This is a genomic window from Oleiharenicola lentus (assembly GCF_051660365.1).
Lineage (GTDB): Bacteria > Verrucomicrobiota > Verrucomicrobiia > Opitutales > Opitutaceae > Lacunisphaera > Lacunisphaera lenta_A.
In genome coordinates this window covers 690,502-703,497 of record NZ_JBOZXB010000002.1, presented here as the reverse complement: position 1 = coordinate 703,497, position 12,996 = coordinate 690,502, and the positions used below count along the sequence as shown (strand labels likewise).

Annotated in this window: 14 protein-coding genes and 1 tRNA gene; 10 read left to right on the top strand and 5 right to left on the bottom strand. The window is 57.2% G+C overall.

All coding sequences use genetic code 11. The features are described 5' to 3' along the window. The first annotated feature begins 35 nt into the window (after positions 1 to 35). Genes ACRRQW_RS17835 through ACRRQW_RS17820 form a run of 4 tightly spaced genes read left to right on the top strand, consistent with a single transcriptional unit; the run spans position 36 to position 2,663 of the window. Positions 36 to 1,109, top strand: a complete 1,074-nt coding sequence (locus tag ACRRQW_RS17835) for a hypothetical protein (protein ID WP_438482973.1) — start codon at positions 36 to 38, stop codon at positions 1,107 to 1,109. After that, positions 1,109 to 1,867 carry a pseudouridine synthase gene (locus ACRRQW_RS17830; RefSeq protein ID WP_438482972.1) on the top strand — a complete coding sequence of 253 codons (759 nt, stop codon included), beginning with the start codon at positions 1,109 to 1,111 and terminating at the stop codon, positions 1,865 to 1,867. The genes ACRRQW_RS17835 and ACRRQW_RS17830 overlap by 1 nt, the downstream gene beginning before the upstream one ends. A 42-nt stretch (positions 1,868 to 1,909) precedes the next feature. After that, complete coding sequence (locus ACRRQW_RS17825; protein WP_438482971.1) at positions 1,910 to 2,239, top strand: type II toxin-antitoxin system Phd/YefM family antitoxin; 330 nt, start codon at positions 1,910 to 1,912, stop codon at positions 2,237 to 2,239. A gap of 1 nt (position 2,240) precedes the next feature. Then, a complete protein-coding gene (locus ACRRQW_RS17820) occupies positions 2,241 to 2,663 on the top strand; it encodes a type II toxin-antitoxin system VapC family toxin (RefSeq protein ID WP_438482970.1) in 423 nt (140 codons plus the stop codon). Here the strand turns inward: ACRRQW_RS17820 and mutS are convergent, their stop codons facing one another. Further along, entirely contained in the window at positions 2,664 to 5,237 is a 2,574-nt protein-coding gene (gene mutS / locus ACRRQW_RS17815) for a DNA mismatch repair protein MutS (protein WP_438482969.1), read from the bottom strand. It abuts the gene before it with no gap. Between the two features lie 108 nt (positions 5,238 to 5,345). Between mutS and ACRRQW_RS17810 the strand changes: the two genes are divergently transcribed. After that, positions 5,346 to 6,116: an alpha/beta fold hydrolase gene (locus tag ACRRQW_RS17810; protein WP_438482968.1), complete on the top strand. Its 771-nt coding sequence runs from the start codon at positions 5,346 to 5,348 to the stop codon at positions 6,114 to 6,116. Here the strand turns inward: ACRRQW_RS17810 and ACRRQW_RS17805 are convergent. Genes ACRRQW_RS17805 through tmk form a run of 3 tightly spaced genes read right to left on the bottom strand, consistent with a single transcriptional unit; the run spans position 6,099 to position 8,394 of the window. Further along, positions 6,099 to 6,749, bottom strand: coding sequence for a hypothetical protein (locus ACRRQW_RS17805; RefSeq protein ID WP_438482967.1), 651 nt, complete (start codon positions 6,747 to 6,749; stop codon positions 6,099 to 6,101). The genes ACRRQW_RS17810 and ACRRQW_RS17805 overlap by 18 nt on opposite strands. A 4-nt stretch (positions 6,750 to 6,753) precedes the next feature. Then, on the bottom strand, positions 6,754 to 7,734 hold the full coding sequence (locus ACRRQW_RS17800) for a DNA polymerase III subunit gamma/tau (RefSeq protein WP_438482966.1): 981 nt from the start codon (positions 7,732 to 7,734) through the stop codon (positions 6,754 to 6,756). Positions 7,735 to 7,746: 12 nt separating this feature from the next. Continuing rightward, positions 7,747 to 8,394, bottom strand: a complete 648-nt coding sequence (tmk, locus tag ACRRQW_RS17795) for a dTMP kinase (RefSeq protein ID WP_438482965.1) — start codon at positions 8,392 to 8,394, stop codon at positions 7,747 to 7,749. Between the two features lie 122 nt (positions 8,395 to 8,516). On the opposite strand from tmk, the gene ACRRQW_RS17790 reads away from it, so the two are divergent. The 4 genes from ACRRQW_RS17790 to ACRRQW_RS17775 all read left to right on the top strand — a co-directional run bounded on the left by ACRRQW_RS17790 (position 8,517) and on the right by ACRRQW_RS17775 (position 10,705). Beyond that, positions 8,517 to 9,218, top strand: coding sequence for a MotA/TolQ/ExbB proton channel family protein (locus tag ACRRQW_RS17790; protein WP_438482964.1), 702 nt, complete (start codon positions 8,517 to 8,519; stop codon positions 9,216 to 9,218). A 12-nt stretch (positions 9,219 to 9,230) separates the two neighbouring features. After that, the gene (locus tag ACRRQW_RS17785) at positions 9,231 to 9,662 is read left to right on the top strand and encodes an ExbD/TolR family protein (protein WP_438482963.1); all 432 of its coding nucleotides are present in this window, start codon (positions 9,231 to 9,233) and stop codon (positions 9,660 to 9,662) included. Between the two features lie 40 nt (positions 9,663 to 9,702). Further along, the gene (locus tag ACRRQW_RS17780) at positions 9,703 to 10,572 is read left to right on the top strand and encodes a TonB family protein (RefSeq protein WP_438482962.1); all 870 of its coding nucleotides are present in this window, start codon (positions 9,703 to 9,705) and stop codon (positions 10,570 to 10,572) included. 57 nt (positions 10,573 to 10,629) lie between these two features. Further along, positions 10,630 to 10,705 (top strand) — tRNA-Ala (locus ACRRQW_RS17775). Between the two features lie 38 nt (positions 10,706 to 10,743). Here ACRRQW_RS17775 and ACRRQW_RS17770 read toward each other — a convergent pair. Further along, positions 10,744 to 11,505, bottom strand: coding sequence for a site-2 protease family protein (locus ACRRQW_RS17770; protein ID WP_438482961.1), 762 nt, complete (start codon positions 11,503 to 11,505; stop codon positions 10,744 to 10,746). Positions 11,506 to 11,583: 78 nt separating this feature from the next. Between ACRRQW_RS17770 and ACRRQW_RS17765 the strand changes: the two genes are divergently transcribed. Beyond that, a complete protein-coding gene (locus ACRRQW_RS17765; RefSeq protein ID WP_438482960.1) occupies positions 11,584 to 12,969 on the top strand; it encodes a sigma-54-dependent transcriptional regulator in 1,386 nt (461 codons plus the stop codon). Positions 12,970 to 12,996: the final 27 nt, after the last annotated feature.

The following is a 12,996-nucleotide window of genomic DNA, read 5'->3' as shown; positions in this document are numbered from 1 at the left end:
GCACCCTGTTAGAAGAACCTTCAAAGCGCGCGCCAGTGGCGCCTGAAAAAGACGAGCCCAGCCGCTCCATCGGCATCGGGATCGCGTGCACGGTAGTGTTTCACGTGCTGCTATTCTGGCTGTCGCCAAAGTTCAACCTTTCGGAATTTTCCGGATCGCACGCCGGCATACAGGTAAACAACAAGAACAAGGAAAAGACTTTCGATTTCCAACTCGTGCCGCCCGATGCGGTCGAGGAAAAAAAGAACCCGATGCGCTTCGTGGAGACCAACAGCGCCGCACCGGAAAATACTCCCGACAAGACGGACAATTTTAGCAACCGCGACCAGCAGGTCGCGCAGGAAGTCGCCGCCAAGGAACTCGACCCGAATGGGCTGCCGACCGTGAAAGGGCAGGACGAAATCAAAAACGACTCCGCCATCGTTTCCGGCCAGATGGCTCCGCCGCAACTCGGCACGCCACCTGCCGAGCAGAGCGTCGAACAAAGCGAACAACAGCAAAACGAACAAAAAGCCCGCGCTGAACAAACCCCGCTTTCGGGCTTCGAGAAAAACGAAGGACTTTCCGAAGACGGGATCGCCAGCAATATTTCCAATTCTAAAAACCAATCGAACCGCGCCGACCGTGCATTGGAAGGCGCGCGCGATTCCAAAGAAACCGAGGGCGGCTTGGTCAGCGTGAACGAAAGCCGTCGTCCGCAACCCAAGGAGCGTCCGCGTCTGCCTTCCACGTCGCTGAATCGCGATACGATCCTCACCAACAAAGTCAGCGGCTCGTCCAACATTGGTGTGTCCGCCAGCAACGCCTTCAAAAGCGAATACGGTGAATACCTTCAGGAACTTATCGAAATCGTGCAGGTGCAGTGGGACAATATTGTCCGCGCGAGTTCGACCTATCCGCAACGCGGCACAAAAGTGGAAATTAAATTCAAAATTAATTCCCTTGGTGAGGTTCAAGTTCTGAGCATCGAGCAAACTGCCGGGTTGCAAGGAAGCAGTTGGAGTCAGGCCGCGATCGAAACCCGTCAACCCTACCGGAAATGGCCGGAGAAAATGATCGACCTGCTCGGCACGAGCCAGGAATTGGTGTTCTCGTTTTACTACCAATAGTGAGCGCCTTGCCGGAAGATTTTTGGGATACGTTGCCTTTGGGCGAAGGCGTTCGGCTGTTGGTGCGCGACGCCAACGGCCTTGCCGCTTTCGATAAACCATCGGGAATTCTTTCTCATCCCAACGAGTCGCAGGACGAGGCCCGCTCGTTGCTCACGGCACGTTACGATAAGGAAGCGCAGTGTTTCAATTGGCGCGCGGCGGATGGATCACCGCGTCAACTTTGGTTGCTCAACCGTCTCGATTCCGCGACCTCTGGCGTGATCCTCACGGCCGCCAACGAAAAAGTCGCGATGGCCGTGCGCAGCCATTTTGCCAAGAAACACGTCCACAAAACCTATCAAGCGCTGGTCTTTGGGAAGCCGCATAAAAACTTCGAGGTGTGGCGCGACTTGCTCGCCGTGCAAAAAGGCCACGGACAAATCCGCACCGCGACCATCGGAAACATCCCTTCGGAGGCAAAATTCCAACTCATCAAGCATACGCAGCGCACGTTCTCGACCTCGCTCGTCCGGCTCGAACCCAAGACCGGCCGCAGTCATCAACTCCGCGTGCAATGCGCCAAGCGGCAGCTGCCAATCGTCGGCGATCAAACCTACGGCGACTTCGGTATGAACCGCGCCTTTACGAAGATGACGCGGAGCAAACGCCTGTATCTGCACTCACTGGAAACCAGTTTCACTTATGAATTCGCCGGACGCCAATGTGACTTCAAAGCACGAGCGGAATTACCGCCTGAATTCACCCAGATATTCTGATAAAAGCTTGTGGAATAGCGCTGATTGGCCTCAATTGGCCACATGAAGCCAAATAAGCCTGCAATCGCTTACAAGCAAAAGGAGCCGGAGACTGCCCAACAAATCCGTGAGGCTGCACTTGCTCACGGTGTTCGTCGCGATGTGGTCGCCGTGCGCGAAGCGAAAGATCAACTTTCGGCGCTGCTTCACCGAGCGTCCCGCGGCGAGCAAATCGTCATTACAAGCGACGGTGAACCGAAGGCGATGATCGTGCGTTACCGGCCGATTATGCGCGGCAAGCCATGGCAATCGCTCAAAGCATTTCGCGACAGTATGCCGATGACGCCCGATTCAACCCCATTGATTCGCGCAGATCGCGACGGCGGCTACTGAGATGTATTTGGATACCTCGGTCGCCGTTAAACTCTTTATCCCCGAGCCAGACTCGGACGAGTGTGAACTCATCGTGGGCGGCTTGGGATTTTTTTCATCGGATCTTTTGATCGGCGAACTGCGTTCCGCGAGCTTGGGCAAAGAACGCAGCGGTCACCTCAGCCCCGCGTCACGAATCCGCATCTGGGAACGCTTCGAGGAAATGCTGGATACGGGAATGATCGACTTGGTGCCGCTCACGCGGACGATCGTAAGCGAAGCGGCAGAAGTAATGATGCAACTGCATCCGGCCGTTCCGCTGCGGACGCTGGATGCGATCCATCTGGCAACTTATTTAAGTGTAGATGCGGGCCCGCTATTTACCTGCGACCGACGGATGCTAGATGCGGCCAAACTACTGGGCATCCCGCTCGCTGGCGTGTAATCACAGCAAACTCATCTGTGAATCGTCGGGCGGTGTGACGGTGATTTTTTTCTTCGGCTTGGTCTGCGGTTGTGGCGAAGGCAGTGTCACCGTGACATCGTCGGATTCGAGTTGGGCTAAAATAGTCTTCGCGCGATCGATCACCGTAAGCGGCAAACCCGCCAGTCGCGCGACTTGGATACCGTAGCTGCGATCTGCGGCGCCTTCGACGACGCGACGAACGAACACGATGTCGTCGTTCCACTCCTTCACCGCGACCGAGTAGTTGCGGAGACGAGGCAGGTGTTTATCAAGCTGGGTGAGTTCCTGATAATGTGTCGCGAAGAGCGTGCGTGCGCCGCGATCGGCGGCGCGGTGCAAATGTTCAACCACGGCCCACGCGATGCTCAAGCCATCGTAGGTCGACGTGCCGCGACCGATTTCGTCGAGGATGATAAGCGAACGTTCCGTGGCGTTGTTGAGGATGTTCGCCGTCTCGTTCATCTCGACCATGAACGTCGAGTTACCACGCGCAAGGTCGTCGCTGGCACCGACGCGTGAGAAAATCCGATCCACGAGGCCGATGCGGCAGGCTTTTGCCGGAGTCCAACACCCGATCTGCGCCATGAGCGTGATGAGCGCGACCTGGCGGATGTAAGTCGATTTACCCGCCATGTTCGGTCCGGTGATAAGCGCGATCTGCGCATCGTCACTCGCGAGCGACGTGTCGTTCGGCACGAAGGTGTGGCTGCCGGCGAGGCCAAGGCGTTCCTGTTTCAACATCTGCTCCACGACCGGGTGACGACCGTCGGTGATGACGAGTTGTTCGCCTTCGGAAATTTCCGGTCGGCAATAATCCCAATCCCGCGCGAGCACTGCCCAACCGGCAAGCACATCGAGTTCGGCGAGCGCATCGGCAGTGCGCGTGAGCGAGACTGACTCGTCCAGCACTGCGCCCACGAGATAGCTGAACAACTCGAGTTCACGGGCCAGTGACTTTTCCTCGGCGGAGAAAATCTCTTTTTCCTTCAGCTTCAGTTCCTCGGTAACGTAACGCTCACCCGAAACCGTGGTTTGTTTGCGGATGTAGTCGGACGGGACGTTCGCGAGATTCGCTTTCGTCACCTCGATATAATAACCGAAGGTCGACGTGTAGCGCACCTTGAGACTCTTGATGCCCGAGCGCTCTTGTTCCTTGCGCTCCAACTCCGCGAGCCAGGATTTGTTGCCACTCGTGAGATTGCGCAGGCGTTCGAGTTCTTCGTCGTAGCCGACGCGAATGTAATTTCCGTCCTGCAGGTCGTTGGGCAGTTCATCCGCGAGCGCCTTCGCGAGCAAATCACGTAGCGCCGGCAGATCGGTGATGCGCGCCCGCACCTTGGAAGTCTCGCCGCCGTGGCTGCCGACCAAGTGCGAATCGAGCAAATCCAGACGCGCAGTAATCGCAGGGATTTGCGCGAGCGTATCCTTGACGCCGCCGAGTTCGCGTGGATTACGCAAACGGTTTTGCAGGCGGCCAAGAATGCGCGGGATATCGCGCACCTTGTCGAGCAACTCGCGCAATTCGGCAAGGTCGCTTGGTTGGGCGATGAGCTCGCCGACCACCGTTTGGCGGCGATTGATCTCCGTGAGGTCGAGCGTGGGGGCCGCGAGCCAGCGTTCGAGCAAGCGTGAACCGGCCGACGTCGTGCTGCGATCAATTGCACCGAGCAACGAAGCTTCGCGAGTGCCGCGGGTGGAGGCGAAAATCTCGAGATTACGCAGCGTTGCTGGATCGAGGAGCAAGGTGCGCGCGCTGCGGTATTCTTGCAGCGAGCGAAGGTTCTGCGGCTTCGCGCGAAGATTTTCCGTGGCGTAATAAACCAGCGCGCCCGCCGCGCCGAGTGCCGGGTGCGAACTGGCGAGACCGAAGCCCTGCAAATTCAGCACACCGAGCGCGTCCATCACCGTTTTGGCGCCGCCAACTATTTCAAAATGATAGCCGGGCAACTCCGAGCAGAGCCGCGGTGAACAGAAATGGTGGAGCGCGTGCACCGCGTGTTCTTCGTGAGGAGCCGCCTGCCATTTTGCGAGATCGCCTTCGATCAAGACCAACTCCGCCGGATCGAGCGCGGTCAGCACCGGCAACAAATTTTCCGGGCGCGCATCCGTGGCGATTCGAAACTCGCCGGTGGACAAATCAATCCAAGCCGCGTGCAGACCGGCTTTGTTTAATTCCAGCGCGCACAGATAATGGTTTTTCGCAGCGTCGAGTTGATTGGCCGCGAGCGTAGTGCCGGGCGAAAGAATGCGCGTAAGCTGGCGCTTCACCAGTTTGCCAGGCTGCGCGGCTTCAGCTTGGTCGCAAATCGCGACTTTTTTTCCTGCCGCGAGCAGCTTCGTGACGTAACCATCGGCTGCGTGCTGCGGGATCCCGCACATCGGCGTTTCCTGCCGTTTCGTTAAAGTGATCCCGAGCAGTTTCGACGCGACTTGCGCGTCTTCGAAAAACATCTCGTAGAAGTCGCCCAATCGGAAAAGCAGCAGGGTGTTCGCGGGAAGGCCGCGTTTCACATCGAAATACTGCTGCATCATCGGGGTGAGCTTGTCTGACATGGAGCGCTTTTACTGAACCACCAAGCCGCGAAGGGCACGAAGAAAATACGTCTGCATCGCGGGCAATTTCGCCTTGGTTCGACGAGATTTCGCGTTCTTCGTGTCCTTGTGGTTAAACTCCATCACACCGATTTGGGCGGGGCGGGAAAACCGCCGATGTTGCTGCTGCACGGGCTGCTCGGCTCGTCGCGAAACTGGTTGAGCACCGGGCGGGATCTGGCGAAGGAGTTTCATGTGATGGCCCTCGACCTGCGTAATCATGGCAAATCGCCGCACGCGCCTGAGATGAACTACGAGGGGATGGTTGACGACGTCATTGGCTGGATGGATGCGCAGGGCCTCAGCAAAGCAACCCTGGTCGGTCACAGCATGGGCGGGAAAACGGCGATGTTACTCGCGTGCCGGCATCCGGAACGCGTGGAGCGGCTGGTCGTGGTGGATATCGCCCCAAAAAATTATTCATGGGCTGCCCACCGCGGAGAGTTTGCCGCGATGGTCGAACTCGATCTCGCCAGTCTGCAATCGCGGCAGGAGGCAGAAATGCGTTTCGAAGCCCGCGTGGAAAACCTCGGCATGCGGAAATTCCTCGCGACCAATCTCGAGCGGGCGGAAGGCGGCGGATGGCGTTGGATCGTGAATCTCCCCGCGCTCGCGGAAGCACTGCCATTAATGGAAAAAAACAGCCTGAACACCGAAGATCGTTTCGATGGCCCGACGTTGTTCGTAGTCGGCGGGCGCTCACGCTACGCCGAACCAAGCGACCACGCGTTGATTCGCACTCATTTTCCACATGCCCGTATCGAAGTCATCGCCGACTCCGGCCACAATCCCCACATGGACAAACGCGAGGAGTTCGTGAGGTTAGTTGTCGGGATATGAAGCCTTAAACCGCGATATCTCCAAATCGAGGTCTACCAAAGGTGCGCCATCCGGCCTCGCGCATTTAGCGAGAGAATGGACTAGTTCCCAGAACGCCAAAAACGAGCGGTTTTCTCCCACTAAACATCGGTCGCCGTATGAAGGAATTTCTACATATCCAGCCATGAGCACTGATTCGCTGCATCGCCTCTGCATCCAAATTTTCGTTCGAGAAGTGCTATCATCCAGCGATTCGCTTCCTTGTGCGATTGGGTAAACTTGTTTAGTCAAAGCCAGATGAAGTGCAGCTAAAAATCTTCCTGCAGCGTCAGCCGGAATCAGCAGGGATTTTTTTGTCATCCATGACTCGTGTGTCTCGGTGCCGTGGTAATCGATATCCAAGCGATAGTGGTTACCATCAACGCGCTTAAGAGCCAGACTGCGGGTCAGCTTTTTCTCAGAAACGTTGTAAAGCACGACCTCAGCTTGCTCCGAGAGATGCATATTCAAGCGATTCTCCAAGAGCTGAAATTGAATGGGATCAATTCGCGCTAAAAACGGCTGCCATCCTTCGGTTAATCGCAACAACCCTTGGCTATTACCAATCGCCGCACCCATAAAAACAAACAAAGCGACGGAAAAAAACTTTCTCATGAGTCTAGCGTCTCGTCCAAAGACGGAGCGACGAGAGCAGGAAATTCTCCAGCGCGGCGGCTTCGTTGAGGTTTAAGCGGAGCAGGCCGATGTCGTGCTCGAGTTGGGCGACGGCGGCCACGAGCGAGCGGCGCGTGGCCTCGTCATTTTCGAGCAGGCGTTTCTGGGCGAACTCGCAGGTGGAATGCTCGAGTTCACCGAACAACTTTAGGCGGATGCCGTTGGTGATGCCGGACTGGATCGCTTCGACTTCGTCGTCATCGAGATCGTCAGGCAGTTTTTCTTTTTGCTGTTTCCAAATTTGATCGGTCGCAGCGGAAAGCACGGCATTGAAGCGCGTGATGATACCGTAAACGCCCATGACCTGATCGGCGATCGCGCGCTTATCGGTGGAGACCGTCGCGAGCGAAGCCAGCCACGCGGTGTAGTCAGCACGCGTCGACACCCACTGTTCGCGGGTCGCTTCCTCGGCGTCCGCGAGCGCTTGGCTGCGTGAATCGGTGAACCGGAAATTCAGACAGCGGCTGCGAATCGTCGGCAGCAACGAATAGGGGCGCGTCGTGAGGAGCAGGATCGTGGTGCTCGCGGTGGGCTCTTCGAGTGTTTTCAGGAAAATATTGGCCGCAGCGACATTCATGCGGTCGGCTTCGTAAACGACGGCAACTTTCCGCACAGAGATCTGCGGCGAGACTTGAATCCGTCCGATCAAATCACGCGTCGAGTCAGCGGAAATGAGGCGCGTTTTGCCCGCCGGACGCAGTGCCAGGAAATCGGGATGCTGCTTCGGCGCGAAATATTGCGAGGGATCGCGCGGGTCGTTGAGCAGGCGATCGGCAATCGCGTGCGCCACCATCGCGAGCGTGCCGAGATTTTCTCCTTGGAGCAGTAAACTGTGTGCGAGCCGCCGGCGTTCGATCGCGCGCTCAAGCACCGCTACCGTCGGCGTGCCGGCGAGGGTGGAGGGCCATGAAAGAATTTCGGGCATGTTCGCAGTCTATCAACCGAGGCGTTTCTGCACTTCGGCCCAAATTTTCTTTTCGATGGCTTCGGGCGTTTGGGTGCCGTCGAGCACGATGACGCGATCCGGCCATTCTTTCGCGAGCAGCAGGTAGCCTTCGCGGACCTTCGTATAGAACGAAATATTTTCGCGCTCCATGCGGTCAGGTAGATCGGACGCGCGCTGACGGATGCGTTCCAAGCTCACTTCGGTCGGCACATCGATGACGATAGTAAGATTCGGCATGACATCACCGACCGCGAAACGGTTGATCGCACTCACCGGACCCGGCGCGAGGTTGCGCGCGATGCCTTGGTAAACGGTGGAAGAATCAAGATAGCGATCGCTCAAGACGACCGCGCCGCGCTGGAGCGCCGGGGCGATCACTTCGCGCACGACTTGCGCGCGGGCCGCGGTGAAGAGCAGCAATTCCGTCTCGGGGCACATCTCGTCACCCTTGGAATTGTGAACAATAATATTGCGAATCTGCTCGCCAATTTCGGTGCCGCCCGGCTCGCGCGTGGCGACAACTTCACGGTGGATTCTTTGCAGGTGACCGGCGAGCCGCGCGATCTGCGTGGATTTGCCGCTGCCTTCCGAACCTTCGAAAGAGATGAGAGTGCCGACCGGGTGAGACTTGGTGACCATGAGGGAAAAGGGAAGGGACTTACCGAACAAAAGTTGGCCGGCCCGCGCAACCAGATTTAACCGCGCAGGTCGTTGCATTTGCCGTTGATTGCGCCCGACGAACACTTCAACACTCACCGCACATGCCTTTCTCTTTTTCTTCGCAACTTTTCAGTGTCGTAAACGTGTGGGACGTATTCCTCATCACCGACCGCGTCGGTCAGGCGGTGATCGTGCTCCTCGCCATCTTCAGCATCTTCGCCTGGGCGGTGATGTTGGGCAAACATTCCGAACTCAAAAAGCTGCGCGAGCTCAACTTCGCATTCGAACGCAAGATTGGCCAGGAGCGTCACATCCTTGAATTGCCGGAAAACTTGAAGAGCCGTCGCGACATCCCTTACGCGGACTTGCTGGCCGATGCGCTCGAGGCGTATTGGCGCGCCGCCGCGATCGGCAAAGAAAAAGGCGATGACAATGTCCGTTCTCGTCTCGAGCACGCGGAAAACGCGATTCAGCGCGCGCTGGCCCGCCAAACCCTGCGCTACGAAGCCAGCATGATCTTTCTCGCTTCAGTCGTTTCCGGAGCACCGTTCATGGGGCTTTTCGGAACGGTGTGGGGCGTCATGGAAGCATTTACCGCCGCCGCGGAACAAGGCTCTGCGACCATCGTTACGCTCGCCCCAGGTGTCGCCGCCGCGCTCCTCACGACCATCGCCGGCCTCGTCGTGGCGATCCCGTCCGTCTTCGGCTATAATTTCCTGCTCGGAAACGCCAAAACCATGATCACCGAACTCGAAAACTACGCGAGCACGCTCGCCGACCGCATCGAGCTCGAGGCCAAATAAGGACGCGCACCCATGGCCAGAATATTTCGCAGACAGCGCAATCTCCACCCCGTCGCGGAGCTGAACGTCACCAATCTGGTCGACCTTGGATTCACGTTGTTAATCATCTTCATGCTCGCCGCGCCGCTGATCCAAAACGAGCAAACGATCCCGGTAAATCTGCCGGAGCAGAGCAAATCCGCGCAGCAAATCCCCCCGGCGGACACCGAGTATCTTTCCATCGTCATCGATAAAGCGGGCCAGATTTTCACCGGCACTTCGAAGGCTCCGATCAGCTTTGATGAACTTTCCGCTCAACTCGCCGTCGCCGCCAAAAAACCGAAGCAGCCCGTGGTGCGCATCCGTGCCGACGGAGCGATCGCTTATCAGAAAGTGATCAAGGTAATGGACGAACTCGGAAAGCAAAACCTGACCAAGATCAGCTTCGACACGCAGACCAAGTGAGTTGATGCACGCGCAGCGCACAAATTCGTTCGTTGTTTCGGTGACGATCCACGCGCTTATCGTCGCGCTGATTTTTTTGACCACGTGGGTGGCTGCTCGCCAAGCCGCGAAGGCCCCGCAGATATTCGACCTCGTCCAAGGTCCGGGAAATAACATTTACGAAACCGAAGCTCCTAAAAAAGGAAACACGAAGAATCAGGTTAAAATCGAGTTACCTGAACCGCCTGACATGGACGAAGGCGCGAACGATGAGCCTGTGCCAATGGTTGACGTCGAAGAAGACGTCGCGCCGCCGCCGGTCAAAGAGCCAGCCAAGCAAACCGAGGCAATCATTCCGCCCAAAGTGCCGACTAAGACATCCACCAAGCCTGCGCCGAAACCGACCGAGAGTAAAACCAAGACAGACGCGACGAAGGCGAAACCGTCGACGAACAAAAAAGTTTCCTACGATAGTTTTAAAAAGAGTAACCCAATCAAAAATCCTTCGAAGTCCAGCGGCACTGGGAAAAGCAAGTCAGCCGCATCCTACAAAAAAATCGACGTTCGCGGCATCGCGACCGGTGTAGCGAATGGATCGGCCGCCAATGATCGCGGCGGTGCTGGCGGCACAGCGTTATCCCGCGCCGAAATGGACAAGCTCGACACCTACATCTCCTTTCTCGTGCAGGAAGTGCGGCGCATTGCGGCAGAAGATTCCCCGGGTTTAAGCGATCAACTCAAGGCCCGCGTTCAATTCGACATCTCGGCCAGTGGCAACATCAGCAACGTCAAAATCGCGACCAGTTCGGGCAGTAAGGAGTTCGATGATTTCGCGCTGAAAGTGTTTCGCAGCCTGCGCAATACCGGTCCGACGCCGACCCGCAAAGGCTACACGTGGATTATTACTTTCACGATGGATCCAGATGCGTGAAAAAGTCCTTGCCATCGGCGTTTAAAAACCACTTTTAGGCCCTTCATTTTGTTCTTTGGGCTCTTAGCTCAGTTGGTAGAGCGCCTCAATGGCATTGAGGAGGTCAGGAGTTCGAGCCTCCTAGGGTCCACCACTTTAAAGCCGTCCGCGCAAGCGGGCGGCTTTTTGTGTTTATGACGGCCCGCCAACGATAAGCGGCGGCTGGCGACCACTTTCGCGCGCCTCTTCGACGCGCTTAGCCATCTCGGCCCAGTAACGCTCTTCTTCTTCGCGACGCAGCGTTTGTTTATACTCCGCGCCGCAAATAAAGAAGATGAACACAAACAAGATGCCCATCATCGGCCAGTTAAGGTAGAAGAACGCCACACCGGCAAAAATCGGGGCGAGAATCCGGCTGATCGTTACCGCAACCTTCGTCGCTTTTAAGAAAGGCAGCTTGATTGCTAGCAGCGCGCGTAAAATGCGGCCGCCGTCCATCGGAAACACGGGGAGCAGGTTAAAGACACCCATGACCAGATTCGCCTGTAATAATTGATAAACCAACCCGTTGAGCGAATGTTCAGAAACGTAAGCGCCCGTTTTCTCCATTTGCCAAACGAATGGGAATAGAATCGCCGCGATGCCAAAATTCACCGCCGGCCCAGCTACCGTGATCCACAGCTCTGCGGACGGTTTACGCGGAATATGATCCATTTCCGCCATGCCACCGATTGGGAGCAGGAGGATCCGCGGCACCCGCACGCCGTAACGTCGCGCCGTGAGCGAATGCCCAAGTTCATGCATGACCACGCACACGAAAAACAACAGGATCAGCCACGTCTGCCAGACGACACCGGGCAGCCCTGCAGTCGTCCAGCCATCGTAGGCGTAGTAACCGAGCAGCAGCAAAAAGCTCGCATGAACGGCAAGTTGGATACCGAAGACCTTAAACAAGTTAATTGACCACCCTAGCATCACGAGTAAGTAGAACCATCTTCGCGCAAAGCGCTAATCATTTTGACCACTCCCGCCATGTCCGAGTCCGCCGCCGTTCCGTATATCCTCGTAGTCGATGACGACACCGAGGTGCGCTACTCGCTCAACCGCGTGCTTTCCTCGCGCAACTACAAGGTGCAGGAAGCCCCGAGCGGTGAGGAGGGCGTCGCCGCCGTCAAACGCCAAGCCCCGGACGTCGTGCTGCTCGATAACCGCATGAACGGCATGACGGGGCTCGAAACCCTCCAGCACATCCGCGCAGCGAACCCGAAACAGCTTGTGATTTTGATGACCGCTTACGGCACCGCGCAGACCGCGATCGAAGCGATGAAGTTTGGCGCGTTTGATTATGTGGTGAAACCGTTCGACCCGCCCAAGCTGCTCGCGTTGGTCGAAAGTGCGTTGCGCACCCAAGCGGACATCCGCTCGGCCGGCGGCGTGTTGCCCGTCATCAATTCCGAGGATCATAAGGAAGGCATCGTCGGCGCATCGTCTCCGATGCAGCAGGTGTTCAAAGTCATCGGCCAGGTCGCCGCGAGCGACGTGACTGTCATGATCACCGGCGAAAGCGGCACGGGGAAGGAGCTCATCGCCCGCAGCATTCACCGGCACAGTCATCGCAGCACCAAACCGTTTGTCGCGGTCAACTGCTCGGCGATTCCAGAAAGCCTGATCGAAAGCGAACTCTTCGGCCACGAACGCGGCGCCTTCACCGGTGCGACCGGCCAACGCCTCGGTAAATTCGAAGTATGCGACGGCGGCACCATCTTTCTAGATGAAATCGGCGACATGACCGCGCCGACCCAGACGAAAATTTTACGCGTGCTGCAGGAAGGCGAAATCCAACGCGTCGGCAGTTCGGAAACGCTCAAGGTCAATGTCCGCGTCATCGCCGCGACGAACAAAGACCTCGAGCAGCTCGTGAAGGATAAGGAATTCCGCGAGGATCTTTATTACCGGTTGAACGTCGTGCGGCTGCGCCTGCCCCCGTTGCGCGAGCGCATCGAGGACATCCCGCAAATCGTCGATTTCTTCCTGCAGAATCTCGCGAAAACGAAGAAGACGAAAGCGCGTAAAGTCTCTCCCGAAGCGCTCGCGATTTTGTGCCGGCACCACTGGCGCGGCAACGTGCGCGAACTTGAGAATATGATTTACCGCAGCGCGGTCATCGCGCGCGGCGATACGATTCTCCCCAAAGATTTGCCCGACGAAGTGCGCGGCGAAGTCACCGGGGGAGAAACCGCATTAGAAACATTGTTCGATCAACTTTACGAGCGGCTCAAAGTTTCGAATCCCGACGACATGCTTGCGGTGGTCGAACAGGCTTTCGTCACGCGCGACGAATCTGCGGCAGACCAGGCCGAAGAGAAATCCGCCGCCACCGCGAAATCGGCAAAGAAGGCGGGCGCGAAGAAACGCTGAGCCTTGCTCACTTCGCGATGGTGGAAC

Bases quoted from the DNA above. Each gene is read 5' to 3' on its own strand.
- mutS (WP_438482969.1), bottom strand. From the start codon at position 5,237: ATGTCAGACAAGCTCACCCCGATGATGCAGCAGTATTTCGATGTGAAA.
- ACRRQW_RS17765 (WP_438482960.1), top strand. From the start codon at position 11,584: ATGTCCGAGTCCGCCGCCGTTCCGTATATCCTCGTAGTCGATGACGAC.
- ACRRQW_RS17825 (WP_438482971.1), top strand. From the start codon at position 1,910: ATGAAGCCAAATAAGCCTGCAATCGCTTACAAGCAAAAGGAGCCGGAG.
- ACRRQW_RS17785 (WP_438482963.1), top strand. From the start codon at position 9,231: ATGGCCAGAATATTTCGCAGACAGCGCAATCTCCACCCCGTCGCGGAG.
- ACRRQW_RS17790 (WP_438482964.1), top strand. From the start codon at position 8,517: ATGCCTTTCTCTTTTTCTTCGCAACTTTTCAGTGTCGTAAACGTGTGG.
- ACRRQW_RS17805 (WP_438482967.1), bottom strand. From the start codon at position 6,749: ATGAGAAAGTTTTTTTCCGTCGCTTTGTTTGTTTTTATGGGTGCGGCG.
- ACRRQW_RS17800 (WP_438482966.1), bottom strand. From the start codon at position 7,734: ATGCCCGAAATTCTTTCATGGCCCTCCACCCTCGCCGGCACGCCGACG.
- ACRRQW_RS17820 (WP_438482970.1), top strand. From the start codon at position 2,241: ATGTATTTGGATACCTCGGTCGCCGTTAAACTCTTTATCCCCGAGCCA.
- tmk (WP_438482965.1), bottom strand. From the start codon at position 8,394: ATGGTCACCAAGTCTCACCCGGTCGGCACTCTCATCTCTTTCGAAGGT.